Genomic DNA, 14,748 nt, shown 5'->3' on the forward strand with positions numbered 1-14,748 from the left:
ATGAACGCAGAGCAATTTAAGCAACTTGTAAAAAAAGTAAAAATAGCAAAAAAGCTACCTGATGCAATCTATTTCCATAAAGATGCATTTGCAGATGCACCTGCCGATTTAGTTAAATTTATTAAAGTTGTTGCGCAAGCTTTAAAGGTTGATGAAGCCGATTACGATCTTATAAAGCTATTTAAAAACGACTTTAGGCTCTCGCTATTAAGCTACCCAACCTTTTATGATGATTCATACCCCGCGCTTAAACAAAGCGTAACTGTAGATCTAGCAAAGCTTAGTCATAAAATCACTAAGTACGATAACAGCGAAAACCCGCCTATTTTGCATAGAAAAGAAACCATGATTTCGCCAGCTAGTAAGTTTTACCAATTATTTTGTGATCTAACTGCAGAGGGCGAACAAGCGGGTCTATACGAAAATACCCGTATGATCGGTTTTAAAGGCTCGTGGGAGCGTTTAATTGCTAAAAAAGGATATGAGCTAGTTGATGGTCGTTTATTTCGAAGCTCTGCTGTACAAAGCCCTGATGATGATAAAACAATAGACAGGCATTTAACGGCCATTGTGCGGCACGAGCTTTCTGCTCCTTTAAAAACACTCGCTAAAAATGGCTTTTTGAATGGCGACTATTCAATATTTGATTATGGATGCGGCAGAGGCGACGACTTGCGCGAACTCGAAGCCCATGGAATAGATGCATTAGGCTGGGATTTAAATTACCGCCCTGACGCTGATAAAGTTATTTCTGACATTGTTAACATTGGTTTTGTAATTAATGTAATAGAAGACAGAGATGAGCGAATAGAAGCGTTACTTGGTGCATGGGAGCTTTCACAAAAGTTACTTGTTGTATCAGCAATGCTCGGAAACGAAACGCTGATAAGTCAGTTTCAACCTTATAAAGATGGCGTAATTACGAGTCGTAATACCTTTCAAAAATACTACACGCAATCAGAGCTTAAGGCATTTATAGAAATGAGCGTTGACGAAAACGCCATTGCTGTTGCCCCTGGTATTTATTATATATTTAAAGATAAGCAACTTGAACAACACTTTTTACAAAACCGTCATAAACGTGCTTATAAATGGCAGCACCTAACAGCGCCAGAACCTGTTAATGAAGAACAGGCGCGAATTTTATTTACACAACACCAGCAACTTTTTGAATCGTTTTGGTTAACATGCCTAACGCTTGGCCGCTGCCCAGCAAGCAATGAGTTTGCGCAAAGTGACAAAATAAAAGAAGTCATTGGTTCAAATAAAAAAGCCCTGCAACTTGTATTAAAATGGTTTGAAGAAGATGAGCTAAAAACAGCCGAAACAATGCGTAAAGAAGATTTACTCCTTTACTTTGCTCTTGCTATGTTTGAAAAGCGAAAGCCTTACGCCCAACAACCTGATGATTTAAAGCGCGACATAAAAGCATTCTTCGACACTTATAAAATAGCGCAGCACCAAGCCACTGAGCTGCTTTTTCAAATAGCGGATAGTGCATTAATCGAATCACTGTCCCTAGAAGCAGAGAAAATATTACCCGCGAGTAAAGTCGACTTTGAAAATGGGCTACCACACTCACTAACGCTTCATAAGGACTTTATAACCCTGCTACCGCTAGTACTTCGCGTGTATATAGGCGCAGCACTACAAATGTACGGTGAGCTTGATGATATTCAGCTTATAAAAATTCACATACATTCAGGTAAGGTAACACTCCTTGGTTATGAAGGATTTTATGATTCCCCTCTTCCGCGTCTAAAAGAGCGTGTAAAAATAAAAATGGCAGATCAAGATGTAGACTTTTTTGATTACATTATTGAGGAAAAGCGTCCACTACTTCTTAACAAAATTGATTATATTGATGATACTTTTGATGATTATAAAAAGCAAAAGGCGTTTAATAAACGCCTTTTGAAAGAACTAAATAAGTTAGATCTTGGATATAGGAATTTAACTTATACCCAAACTTTAGCTTTTTTAAGTCAGGTAAACTTGAAGATCGAGGGTTATCATTTATACCAATTCAGTACTCCTTGAGTACTGAATTTTTGTCTAGCTTTCAAATCTTTAGTTATCAGCTCTTAACAATTAACCAATTAATTAAATTATTCCAACTATTATTTAAAAGATTTTCTGATCGCTCGACTATAATATCCGTACGCCATGCAGGAGCATTTGCAACTGATTGAATAAATTGATTATAGTTTCGAACTATACCAGTGGTGCTTTTTTTAATAGCAAGCTCTTTATAAAGTGCCTGTTTAGTTAGCCATGAATTATTAGAAGCTTCAGAGTTATCTCCTCTCGTTAGGATCACTAAATTACCAAGCGTATTAATCAGCTCGCCATCATCTAGGCTGCTATCCCAATCAAAATCTTTCGGTTGCTGTGGAGCAATATGCTCAATGGTAAATTGAATCTTGCTATTCTCTAGGAATTCAGACCAATTATAAAAGCTTAACGTTGGGTTACAACCCTCTTTACCTTGTACCGTTTTCCAACTACATTCTGGATCTATAGCCATATTATGCATAGAAGCTAATAATAATAAACGACAAATACCTAGTTGTTTCCCTGTTGCGTATTGTTGTATTTTAATTGATTTTTTTAACCAATCCTTTCTTGTTGAATCAATGTCGAAGGTTGTGTTTTTTCCAGAGAAAGTGTTTGAAATATCTTGCTGAAAGAAGTGACTTATCTCAGATATTCGATCTAATATAGGGAAGTCAAAAGTAACTTTGTCAGCTAAAGCTGAGCCAGAATATAGCTCCTTATACCGACTATCTATGCCAGCAGTGCCCCCTGTACCAGCTCTTCTTAAAGTCCAAAATGCAGCAAGTAATTTTGTGCACAGTTTGAATTTAGCGGTGTTACGTTCTTGTTTGAAATAGTGATAAGCTATTGATAAAAAAGGGCGTGCAATTTCATGTCCCGTAGATTTCAATAAACCTATAGAGAGCTTAAATTCTTGTTGTTGATCAAGAGAATCGACACATTGAGAAACAATCGTTTCATCTGAAGAATACCAAATAGAAAATAAAAATTCAGCTGTATCAGCAAGCTGCTGTAAATATTTAAGTTTATCATCTGATGCAGAAAAACTATCAATTAGATACCTTCTTTGCTGAGATATGTGAGTCCCGCATCTTTTTCCTGATTTCGCATAAGAAAAGACTTCAACCAACTTTTTAGTGGCGTCATTTTTCTTATTTGCATCAGAAATTGAATTTAAATAGCCATCTACTATGCCTAAGTATTTTCGCCCCTCTTTGTCCTCGTTTATTAACGACCGCTCTTTTAAACTATGAAAAAATTGGATGGCTTTTGGTCTGAATGTTTCGTAAGCGGTTAAAGGTTCACCCGTTGTATTCAGTGCTTCAAACATATCGAATGCATAGTCAAGGTTATTAACACTTACAAAAGTAAAACATGTTCTGTACAACAAATAGGAGGAGAACGCACTTAAGTAAATAGCCTCCTTAACTAATTTAACATCTTTATCAGTTAAAAAATCTGATTTGAGTAGGCTAGGTAAATCACCAATATCAAAAAAGGTTTCTTGTTGGTAATTTCTAAAATCTATAGTACATAAATCTGTGACAACTTCATTATTGAAAATGTAACCATTTGATATCTGCATTAGTGCTTGATCAATCACTTTTAAATTAGCTGATACCGTCGTGTCTGCAGCCGATGGCAAGACATGAAAATCATCATCTACTGTTGCTTTTGTAACTTTATGAATATATTCAGCAATAGCTGAATTATAGCGCGCTTGGTTCTTTTGTTTCGACCATGTATCTTCTCCAGACCTACTTAACAGTGGATAGTAACGATTATATTTATCTCTTGAGTTAGTATCTTTAGAAAAAAACCTTAGACCAGCAACAATGTTATATAAGTTATCTGAAAATTTATTTATCTCCTCGCAAAATCCCCCAGCTTCATTATCGTCATTATAAGTATTAGTGACATCTGTTAACTCATTAAGATATTGATTTAATTTTAAATAAAGTCTTGTAGATATAAGAGTAAGTGTCGTAAGTCTTTGCTGACCATCAATGACAAGTCTTGTTTTCGGGGGTTTTTCTGCCTTTAGTTCAGGACTTAAAGATGTACCTTTATAATCATCGACAGTTAAAAGCGTACCTAAGAAAGTAATTGCATCATCATGCTCAACAAGAACAGAACAGCCAGCTTTTATATCATCGAATAAACGACTTACCTTATCTTCATTCCAAGAATAAGGTCTTTGATATTCCGGAATATGAAAACACGTCCCACTTTCTGAAATTACTTCATGAACAGACTTAGGTGTTGATTCAAAAACATCGTTTAATTTCATTTTTTTCCTTAAATATGTGAGGGGATAAAAAGTTTTAACCTCACTTTTTCTTTATTTTTTATATGGCCGTGTTTAAACCTTGAGAAAACAATTATTAATTAATCTATTTTTATTCTCAAAACTTCACTACGTCTACCTGGCATATAAACTTCTATCTCATCGTAAGCATACTGTTTGATATAAGAATATAAATTAGCCTGTAAGCTCTTAATTTCTTGACGATAAGGTGCAGGATCATCAGCTAATTCATCATGTAACAGCCTTGATATTTGACCAAACCCTAAATTCCTATCCGTTTTATTATCTAAAATTTGTTTTTTTATCCAGTGATAAGCTTTACTTCGTTTGAACAACTTAGCAGCCTCGAATGAATTACCTTTATTAGCTTCTATCTGAGCAAATGGTAAAGAGGGATTTAACTCATACTCATAAGTACTGATACCGGGCGGGGTTAAAGGAAAGTCAGATACGAACAAGTCAGAAGATTGGGGGAGTATTTCTTCAGGCCAACTAGAGGGAATAAAAGACGCCTCTTGATGCCTGTATTGCTCTAAAAACAAGTCCATTCTTTCAAGAGTTAATATATCTAAAGGTACTGCTGCATTTACTAGTTTATTAATAAAACGATTAGACTCTGTACAGCCTTCAACTCTAGTGCATGCTTCATAGTTACTTTCAGCAACAATAGCGAGCCCTTTACCAGTGAGGTTAGCACTACCATTGAATATTAAATCATCATCTATTTGGTAGATTTTCGCATGTAAGTTTAATAATGCTTTTACATGGTAACCTTTTTGAACCGCTCGCTTAATAGTGACGAAATCACTAGCCCCACTTAGAAAGTCACTTGGTATCAACCTACCAATAAGTGAAACATTCGAGCAGTCGGCAGTAATTAAACTATCCATCCACTCAAAGCCAACTTTAGAAATAAAAGCTGACGCAACAACTAATTTTTTACAAGAAGGCAAGACTACTTCTAAATCAGTTTTTAATTTATCACCTGAAAATAAATTACTCAAAATTCATACTCGCCAATTTATCTTCAAGAAACTCACTCAATCGAGAAACATACTTTATATCTCTCTCTTGTACCTTCTCATTAGTTGTTTCAAATGTCATTTGACACATACTAATGATGAAAAAATCTATTATTTGCTTTTGCTCTTTTGATGACTTTGAATAGACTTTTTCATAAAAAGGGTGGCTCCCATTTATACCTATATACAAATGATTATTTAAAAAATTAAATTCAAAAGCATCATGTGATTTATTTTTTACAATCTGGATACTTGTGTTCAACTCTTTTGGAAACTGCAAAGCTACTTCGGCGACTTGCTGTTCCAGATCATTACGAACTATAGGATCTTTTTTTCTTTTTTTTAAAAAATAGCTAACTGGATCAAATAGTGTTTTCATATTCTACGCCTTATCTAAGGCTAACAACTTTAATCTTGTTAGCCTTACCCACATTAAAGGTCTAACTCTTCAAACATCTCTTCAATAACTTCACCCCAATCATTACGTGCTCTTTCAAGTTGGCGTCGTTTATTTTCATTAGTTGTAGAGTCTTCCATCAATGCCCAAGCTCCTAGAAGCACTTTAAATATCATTTTATCTTTATCTGACATTTGGCTTAAGAATTTTGTATATAACTCATGCTCAGGATTAATAATAAGTACGGCAATACCTTGAAGGTTTTCTACTTCGAAAAAAGATTGATTAGAAGTTTTACTATATTGAACACTTATTCTAGATTGTAAATCTTCCATTTTCTTAGTAGTTAATTTTGCATTTGCCTCATCATAGCCAAAATCATCGACGAGCTTTTTCTCTAGCTTTTTATAGTCAGGCTCTTGAGCTAAAGTATTCCCGGGGTTCACTTCATCGCGCTTATTCATTACTGTATTAACTAAGATGCTAACTTTATCGTCTTCATTCAACTCAGGAGTTACAGTACCTACTTTTGTTGTTGGTAACAATTTTGCTTTTTTACGAGCGTTAGCAACTACTTTTTTAAGTTTGGTCGATATTTCAAAAAGTACAGCTCTCTCTTCATCACCATTCTCTCGTAAATATTCGATAATCAGGTCATCTTTTTCAATTACATCCTTTTCATCTAAATCCATTTTATCCGCATCTAATTCTTTTAAGTTATGAGCATGCTGCTTATTATTTGTAACGCCTAAAACTTCATCTAGTGAAGGAGGAATATCAATCTCAACTCCCATAAAACGCGCTTTATATGCGTCATCTTTTAAGAAGAACTCATTAGTAATAAGCTCAATTTCACGGTCTGCCCTCATTACAGATATCCCGAAATTTCTTAAGCAGTCTTTCCCATAGTCAGTTTTACCAGCTTGGTTCTCACTACCTAAATTAAGAATCCTAGTGATCATCTCAGATCTAGCAACTGAGCTTCTAATATGAATCGTATGCTGAGCACCTTGGAACTCAACCTTAAAAGGAAAAGACTCCAGCTCTTCAAAGAAAGTAGGGGTTTCATCAACATGTAACCCAGGAAGATCCGGTAGAGCAGAATCTGCAGTCAAGTAAAGGGGGTCATTTGCTTTAATAAAACCTGTTTTAGTTTCGCGTTCTAAGGCCTGCATTTTAGAACCACCAAAAGTATCAAAAACTTTAAATTGAACTGAACACTGACCTTTAGAGATAAACCTACGGTACATTCTACCTATTTCATATTGTGATTTAGCAAATAATGTTGAAGAGCGCTTCCACTTTAATTTATCTAGATTTGACCATAAAACAAATGTACCTGACTCAGGCATGTCTCCGTCAAACATTGAGTCTAAATATTTCTCAGGCATTTCGACTAGAGTTGGTTCTGGTAAGTCGCTATAAATACCGTCTATGATTTCCTGAACATCTAAATACGTATAATAAATCTCATGTTTATTTTTCCAACTCCATACTTGAATTCTTTTACATTGAGAAACAGATGCATTAGGTAAACCCATACCAAACTTACCCATTCCTTTAGTATCATCATTTAATAAGTTGCCATCTTTATCTTTCTCGCGACCAGACTCACCAAAACCCAAAGCTGAAGCTAATAAGCTCTGTGACATCCCAGCCCCATTGTCGACAATAGCAATCTCTTCAATAGTTCTTTTTTGATTTTCAAAAATTAAGATTTCAACTTTGTCTGCCCCAGCCTGAATTGAGTTATCTGCTAACTCAGCAATAGCGTAAGCGGTATCTTTATAGCCGTTAGAGCGCGCGGAAATAATATATTGTTTAGGGTTTACTAAAGACATTTTATAATCCTTTAAAGTTTTTCATTTTCAAGCTCTGTCCACATTTCATTCCAATGCTTAAAAGCTAAATTAACATTATTAAACTCTGATATTTCATCTAGCACTGTATATATACGTGCCGTTTTAGGAGTTAAGGGGGGATTACCGCGTAATGCGCGGCCTATCATTTGTAGATATAAGACTAAGGAGTTAGTGGGTCGGGCTATAATTGCAACATTTGTTTCTGGAGCATCAAAGCCTGTAGTAAGCATTTCACAATTCACTAAAACATCTAAATCGCCATTCTTATAATTATCGATAATTTGAGTTTTTTCTTCAGAAGTAGTGCTTTTACTATCAACAGATGCAGCTTTAACGCCCATGCAGCATAGAGAAAATGCTAAGTTTCTCGCATGCTCAATATCACAAGCAAAAATAATCAATTTTGAATTATTGCTTTTTACTTCATGAACTGCTGTTTTAAGAATAATAGAATTACGATTGTTAGAACTGCTAAGTTTTTTTAACAACTCACTCTCAGTGAAATGACTTAAAGCACTGGTATTTTTATAAATATCTATATCGTCATAATTTAGTTCGATAAACTGAGGATCAGCTAGATAATTCTCTTTTATCAAGAACTCCATTGGTTGATAAGGCGCAACATCCATAGTAATTTTATTATTACCAAAAAGCTCAGCAAGAGCTTTGTTCTCCGGATCTAATTCAGGTTTATCATCTTTATAAACACGCCCAGGCGTAGCCGTTAAACCAACTAACTTAGCTTGTGGAGAAAACTCCAAAAAGCGCTCTAAAACCTCTTTATAAGTCGAAGCTAATGCTCGATGAGCCTCGTCAAAAATAACTAATGTTATTTTTTTATCAAATGCTGCGGTTTGATGCGGTGTCATTGAGTTGTAATAAGAAACTAATTTTTGTAATCCCCCTACAACAAAGCCGCTTTTGATACTTTCAAGTGAAAAGTTATTAGAACCATAATAACGACCTTGGATAATTTCTCTATTACCCAATTTTTGCCAAGCTTTACTGAATTCTTCAGATGCTTGTTCACATAAAATTTCAGAATTAGCTAACCAAAGTACCATCGCATCTTTTTTTGTCATCAAATGGCGACATGCTATATGCATAGCAGTTCGGGTTTTTCCAGCGCCAGTAGGTAGGTGGATTATCGCTTTATTATTATTCCCAAACTCTATCGAATTAAATACCTTATCTGATATCTCTATTTGATAAGGGTATAATCCATACTCAGGCTTTACAGTGCGGAACGCTTTATATTCTTCGGTTTTATTGCTGGAATCTATAAAATTAAACCCTAAAGAATTCAAAAATGTAACTAGCCCGATCTGTGAATTGCAGAAATCTTTTACATTTACGTAGTGTTCAGGATTAATTTCGTTTACATAAGAGCCGTTTATTCTAAAGATTATTTCATTGATGTCTTCTTTACTCAATCGATCAATAAAATACTCACGGCTTGTTTTAGCTAAAAGTAACCGCGTTGGATTTGAGTTTATTATTGCTTGAACTAATAACTTTTGCTGATTATTTTCATCATAGTATGACTTGTCTATGTTCAAAGTATTCTCAAAGAATGACAATGAATCTTGACCTGCGAGAAACTTTAAAGCATTAACACTAAAACAGTTTAGACACTTTTGAAACACATCTTCTCCTTAAGATTTAAAAATAAAAGCACTTATTAAATTCACGCGATTAAGTTCGCATTCATATTTCCAGAGACTACAACAAAAGTATGTACCTAACAAGGTGTTATACTCATAGCTAATAACTACTGTACATAAATACACATTCTGAGATAAAGTTCTTTCGCTGCTACAAAAATAAAGTTAACATTGCTCTTGGACATTCTCTCCAATTAAAGGTTACAAAATTAGCATGAAAGCGAAATTTACAGGGCATGACACCTTTCCTTTACGCTACGGATGGCTATTCAAAGCTATTAATCATTTGAATAATAAAAGCAATTTTTCGTCTAGCGAAGACAGTATTCGCAATTCTGTTGTTGAATTAGGTGTTGGTAAAAATATGGTAAAGGCGATTCAGTATTGGGCTGAATCAAGCAATGTAATAAAAAGAAGTCCTCAAAGTGAATATGGTCATTATGTGACTGATAGTGGTAAATACTTGTTTGGTGCCTTAGATAAAACAGGACAAGATCCTTTTTTAGAATTACCTGGTTCTATTTGGTTACTGCACTTCTGGTTAAATTTTAATAATGAAAGCCTTACAGCTTATCGTTACTTTTTTAATTATTCTAATGTTCAATATTTTGAAAAAAGTAAACTTACCGATGATTGCTATGATGATGCAAAACGATTAGTAAAAACAGAAGTTGGCAACCCTAGTACTCTAAAAAAAGATATTGACTGCTTTTTAAATACTTACAGTAAAAAACAAAAAAATAGTACTGCTAAAAAAATAACTAAAGTCGATGAGGATCACTTTACTTCGCCTCTATCTGAGCTGAACTTACTACAAGATAACGGGGGCGGATTCTATATAAGTAATTTGTCTGAGCGTCCTGAATTACCTGTTGAGATATTTATTTTTGCCTTACTTGAATTTTTTAATAACGAAACTCAAGATTCAAACGTTGGCACTATCGATTTTGACTCGCTTCTGACAAAACCTTGCTCTCCGGGAAGAATTTTTAGGCTTTCAGAGTCGGGCTTAGGTCAAAAATTAGACGAGGCGCAAGAATTTACTGATAAGCACGTAACTTGGGTTGATTCGCTAGGGTTGAGACAAGTAAGTATATCAGATGATATAAAAGATAACGCTATCAATTACTTAGATATGTACTACGGTAAATAATATGTCAGACACTTTAATTACAATAAATCAACGCTACAAAAGTTCGACACGAATTGATACTGAGAGTACTGATTTTTCTCCATTTATTGATGAATTTGTATTGCATGGCACAGCCATCAATGTACTTGATACCATTAGCCGCGAATTTGAAAATAGCACTCAACGCGCTTTTACTATTACTGGGCCTTATGGGTCGGGTAAATCAACAGTTGCCTTATTTTTATCATGCTTACTTTCTATAGATGTTGAGCAACGTACTTATGCATTGCAAAAGCTGAATAGTGCTCAAAATATTATTACTGATTTTGATAAACGCTTTGAATTAAGAAATGGCTGGCAAACAGTTAAGCATGTATGTGGTTTAGAAGCGCCAGCGAACAGTATTTTAGTTAGCTTACTTAATGCATTTGATGAAGACTTTGATAAAACAGAAATAGCTGATTTTGATGATGATAAATGCTTAGCTGAAATAAAAAAATTATTACAGAAACCCAGTAAAAATGAAGACGGTGTTTTAATTTTACTTGATGAAATGGGTAAAGCTTTAGATTACCAATCTCGTGAGAACAAAGACCTACATTTATTCCAATCTTTAGCTGATATTGTACAACAAGCAAAACGCCCTGTGCTGCTTATGGGTTTTTTACATCAAGCTTTTTCGGATTATGCTAAAAATAAAGATGTTAAAACTCAAAAAGAATGGAGCAAAGTACAAGGCCGTTACCGTGATTTGAGCTTTAACCCATCAATTGATGAATCTTTGACCCTCGTTGGTGATTCTATTTATAGAGCACCGAAAGTAGCAGATGCTATTGAATCAAAGTATGCCAATTTAGTTAATACTGTAAGTGGTGCTTTTGCTAATCAAAATAAAAACGTCAATGCACTGAGTAAAACGCTACCATTAGATCCTATTGTTAGTTTATTGCTTGGCCCTGTTTCTCGTCGTCGTTTTTCTCAGAACGAGCGTAGCTTATTTGGCTTTTTAGCCTCACATGAAAAACATGGTTTTAGAGAGTTTTTAAATAATAGTTACAGTGAGTTTAATGAAGAGCTAGCTTTGTATCGCCCAGAAATGTACTGGGATTACCTTTACCACAATTTACACCATTTAATTGTTACCTCTCAAGATAGTAAAGCGTGGCTCGAAGGCTCTGATGCAATATATAGGGCAGAGCAAAAAGGTGGCGTGCTTCATATAGCTATTACTAAGCTAATAGCGCTATTAACTATTTTCGGTTTTCATCATCAGTTACATGCAAAACGAAACTTCATAAAAGAATATTTTGTATGTCGAGGCTATAAAATTGAAGATGTTGATGATGCGATTGCGGAATTAGAAGCAAGCACTGTTATTATTTATCGCCAAAAACATGATGCTTTGTTTGTGTTTCAGGGCAGCGATATAGATATTAATAACCTTATTAGTGAACAGATTGAAGTTGTTAGTGAAGGTATTGATTGGACTGAAGCATGTGCGACACCACAGAATATTTTAGCGACAGCGCATTACCACAAAACAGGCACTATGCGCTGGGCAACAACTAAACTTTTAAATAAGTTTGATGCTCAAGTATTTGAATCGTTTGTAACAAAACCTAAAACAGGTGAAGCATTTTTATCTTTTGTTCTACCAACAAATCCTGATGTTGCCAAAACACTTAAAGAAAATGCTAAAACAATGCCATTTGTTGTAATTGGTACTTTTAATGATTTTAGTAATTTAAAAACAGCTGCAATTGAGTTGATAGCACTTCGCAAAATATTAAAAGATGAGAAAAAAATTGCTCATGATTTAATTGCTAAAAATGAGCTTGAGAGCCGAATAAAGTTTGCGCAATCAAATGTAGAGACTGAACTACAAAATGCTTATAAAAATGCTAGCTGGTCATACTTAGGCAAAAAGTTAGCATTACTTCCTGTAACAAAAATAGCCTCTGATATTGCAGAAGTCATATTTAGTAAGTCGCCTCCGGTAATAAATGAGTTAGTTAACCGCTCTAAACCTTCGGGGAGTGCAAACAGTGCAATAAGAAAATTAATGAATGCAATGTTTGAGAACGGCGATAAAAAAGATCTTGGATTTGATGATAAATCATTCCCTCCAGAAAAGGGTCTTTACCTATCTTGTTTGAAGAGTAAAGGTTGGCACTGCGAAACACCTGAGGGTTACTTATTCCCGAGTGAGTGGAGTAAAGAATCTATAAATGCTAACCCCAAAATGCATGAATTATTTGAAAGCGGTTTTGAGTTCATAAAAAATAACTCAGCTACAAAACATGTAACAATGGCCGAACTTTATGAAATGTGGATGTTACCACCGTTCGGTTTAACCGCAGGTTTGTGTCGCATATATGGTTTAGCATTATTAAAGGCACTTGAAGGGCAAGTTGCTTTTTATGACTGGGATTCGACAAAGCAGTTTGTATTTATACCTGAACTTGACGAAGAGTTGGTTAATAAAATATATAAACACCCGATTGAAGCAGGCGTTAGGTACTTTAAAATATCAGAAATCCAAAGCCATTTATTGGATAACCTTGCTAAAGCAACTTTAGGTGAAGCTAAAAAAGATGATGCAATTTTAAATATTGCTAAGCATATTGTAGGAATTGTTCATAAACTACCTACATGGGTAAAGAAAACAAGTGGCGAAAGTTTTACTAGCTCAAATGAAAGTGGATTAACTAAGCAAGCGAGAGATTTTAGAAATAAAGTGATCGCCGCAAATGATCCATACAAATTAGTGTTGGATGATTTACCCGCTGTTTTTGGCTTTAAACAAGATGACCCTGAAGTTGAAGAAAAGCTAGGCGCATATCTTAAAACTGCAATAGAAGATTTAAGCGCGCAGCACGAAATGCTACTCAACGGCTTTAAGCAGATTATTATTAATATGTTAGGCGAAGATTTTAATAGTGTTTTAAAAGCCCGCTGCGACATAGTTGAAAAAGAAGCTAAACGACCTAAAGTAAAAGATTTAGCAAATCGCTTGTCACAATTCATTGATGGTAAATCTAAATTTGAGTTTGTAATTAATATATTAACGGGTGTGCCTGAGCCTAAATGGACAGACAAACTTTTGCGTACTGGACTAGATGAACTACAAAATTTATGCGTGCAATTTAGACGTATTGAATCTTTTAGCAATTTTCAGGCTAAAGGCTCATCGAAACCCATTGCTTTTATAACTACAGACAACGATGGTAATCATCAAGAATATAGTAGCTTTACTAAGCATGATTTAGCTGCTGACGGTGACGTTCAAGCAGCTGTGAATAACATTGAACAAGCTATTGCCGAAATGCCAAAAGAAAAGCAACTGGCTGCACTTACGAACTTATTAACTAATTTGATGGATAAAACACAAATAGAGGTGCCAAATGACACAGAAAGTTAAACATGTTTTAGGCCTCTCTGGCGGTAAAGACAGTAGCGCTTTAGCTCTATTTGTTAAAGAAACTTATCCTGAACTAGACGTAGAGTACTTCTTTACCGATACGGGTTATGAGTTACCTGAAACAAATGAGTTTATTGATCAACTTGAAGAAAAGCTTGGTTATATTCATCGATTAAACGCGCGTTCTTTAAATAATATTGAAGGCCGTGGTGAAAAAGACTTTGCTCATCTTTTAAAAGAGCATGGTAATTACTTACCTTCTCAAAGAGATCGGTGGTGTACTGTTCAAATGAAGCTAAAACCTTTTGAGCAGTGGTTAGATAGCTTTATTAAAGATGGTTACAAAATAAAAAACTATGTTGGCATAAGAGCAGATGAACCTGAACGCGTAGGCTATATGACAATTGAAAAGCCAATTGAATCTGTTTTTCCCTTTAGAGAACACGGCATAGTAAGAAGTGACATCGAAAATATATTACAACGCAATGGTTTAGAACTGCCTGAATATTATAAATGGCGCTCTCGCTCTGGTTGTACATTTTGTTTTTATCAGAGAAAAATTGAATGGGTTAAGCTTATGGAAAAGCACCCTGATTTATTTGAAGAAGCCAAAGCTTTTGAAAAAGGCGATGACAACAATACTACTGTAGGTGAACGCTTTTATTGGATGGGCCAAGGCCAGCCATTAGAAACATTAGAAGACCCAGCAGTACAAAAAAGAATTATTGAAAATCACGAGAAGAAAGTTGCTCGCTTTAACAAGAAAAAGCGTCGCAATGCACTGTTAGGCGACTTTAACGGGGTATGTGAATTCAATGAATTAGATGATATTTATGATGAAGCAGAAGGCGGTGGAGCCTGTGTAACATGCTATAAATAATAAA

At 35.0% G+C, this 14,748-nt stretch carries 9 protein-coding genes; 4 read left to right on the forward strand and 5 right to left on the reverse strand.

Going from position 1 to position 14,748, the window contains the following annotated elements:
* Positions 1-2,040 carry a DNA phosphorothioation-associated putative methyltransferase gene (locus ABX891_RS17150; RefSeq protein WP_354630191.1) on the forward strand — a complete coding sequence of 680 codons (2,040 nt, stop codon included), beginning with the start codon at positions 1-3 and terminating at the stop codon, positions 2,038-2,040.
* A 37-nt stretch (positions 2,041-2,077) separates the two neighbouring features.
* Here ABX891_RS17150 and ABX891_RS17155 read toward each other — a convergent pair whose 3' ends face one another.
* The 5 genes from ABX891_RS17155 to ABX891_RS17175 all read right to left on the reverse strand — a co-directional run bounded on the left by ABX891_RS17155 (position 2,078) and on the right by ABX891_RS17175 (position 9,293).
* Positions 2,078-4,348: a DUF262 domain-containing protein gene (locus ABX891_RS17155; RefSeq protein ID WP_354630192.1), complete on the reverse strand. Its 2,271-nt coding sequence runs from the start codon at positions 4,346-4,348 to the stop codon at positions 2,078-2,080.
* Between the two features lie 98 nt (positions 4,349-4,446).
* On the reverse strand, positions 4,447-5,370 hold the full coding sequence (locus ABX891_RS17160) for a phospholipase D-like domain-containing protein (protein ID WP_354630193.1): 924 nt from the start codon (positions 5,368-5,370) through the stop codon (positions 4,447-4,449).
* Positions 5,363-5,767, reverse strand: a complete 405-nt coding sequence (locus ABX891_RS17165; protein WP_354630194.1) for a hypothetical protein — start codon at positions 5,765-5,767, stop codon at positions 5,363-5,365. Before ABX891_RS17165 ends, ABX891_RS17160 begins: the two co-directional genes overlap by 8 nt.
* A gap of 53 nt (positions 5,768-5,820) precedes the next feature.
* Positions 5,821-7,626 carry an ATP-binding protein gene (locus ABX891_RS17170; RefSeq protein WP_354630195.1) on the reverse strand — a complete coding sequence of 602 codons (1,806 nt, stop codon included), beginning with the start codon at positions 7,624-7,626 and terminating at the stop codon, positions 5,821-5,823.
* Between the two features lie 11 nt (positions 7,627-7,637).
* Positions 7,638-9,293, reverse strand: coding sequence for a DEAD/DEAH box helicase (locus ABX891_RS17175; RefSeq protein ID WP_354630196.1), 1,656 nt, complete (start codon positions 9,291-9,293; stop codon positions 7,638-7,640).
* Between the two features lie 232 nt (positions 9,294-9,525).
* Between ABX891_RS17175 and ABX891_RS17180 the strand changes: the two genes are divergently transcribed.
* The 3 genes from ABX891_RS17180 to ABX891_RS17190 are packed head-to-tail and all read left to right on the forward strand — an operon-like array spanning position 9,526 to position 14,744.
* A complete protein-coding gene (locus tag ABX891_RS17180; RefSeq protein ID WP_354630197.1) occupies positions 9,526-10,464 on the forward strand; it encodes a DUF4007 family protein in 939 nt (312 codons plus the stop codon).
* Position 10,465: 1 nt separating this feature from the next.
* Positions 10,466-13,864, forward strand: coding sequence for a hypothetical protein (locus ABX891_RS17185; RefSeq protein WP_354630198.1), 3,399 nt, complete (start codon positions 10,466-10,468; stop codon positions 13,862-13,864).
* Entirely contained in the window at positions 13,848-14,744 is an 897-nt protein-coding gene (locus ABX891_RS17190; RefSeq protein WP_197116864.1) for a phosphoadenosine phosphosulfate reductase family protein, read from the forward strand. Before ABX891_RS17185 ends, ABX891_RS17190 begins: the two co-directional genes overlap by 17 nt.
* Positions 14,745-14,748: the final 4 nt, after the last annotated feature.

The sequence above is a fragment of the Pseudoalteromonas sp. NCIMB 1079 genome (assembly GCF_040567695.1).
Lineage (GTDB): Bacteria > Pseudomonadota > Gammaproteobacteria > Enterobacterales > Alteromonadaceae > Pseudoalteromonas > Pseudoalteromonas distincta.

Bases quoted from the DNA above. Each gene is read 5' to 3' on its own strand.
- ABX891_RS17150 (WP_354630191.1), top strand. From the start codon at position 1: ATGAACGCAGAGCAATTTAAGCAACTTGTAAAAAAAGTAAAAATAGCA.
- ABX891_RS17155 (WP_354630192.1), bottom strand. From the start codon at position 4,348: ATGAAATTAAACGATGTTTTTGAATCAACACCTAAGTCTGTTCATGAA.
- ABX891_RS17165 (WP_354630194.1), bottom strand. From the start codon at position 5,767: ATGAAAACACTATTTGATCCAGTTAGCTATTTTTTAAAAAAAAGAAAA.
- ABX891_RS17170 (WP_354630195.1), bottom strand. From the start codon at position 7,626: ATGTCTTTAGTAAACCCTAAACAATATATTATTTCCGCGCGCTCTAAC.
- ABX891_RS17180 (WP_354630197.1), top strand. From the start codon at position 9,526: ATGAAAGCGAAATTTACAGGGCATGACACCTTTCCTTTACGCTACGGA.
- ABX891_RS17185 (WP_354630198.1), top strand. From the start codon at position 10,466: ATGTCAGACACTTTAATTACAATAAATCAACGCTACAAAAGTTCGACA.
- ABX891_RS17190 (WP_197116864.1), top strand. From the start codon at position 13,848: ATGACACAGAAAGTTAAACATGTTTTAGGCCTCTCTGGCGGTAAAGAC.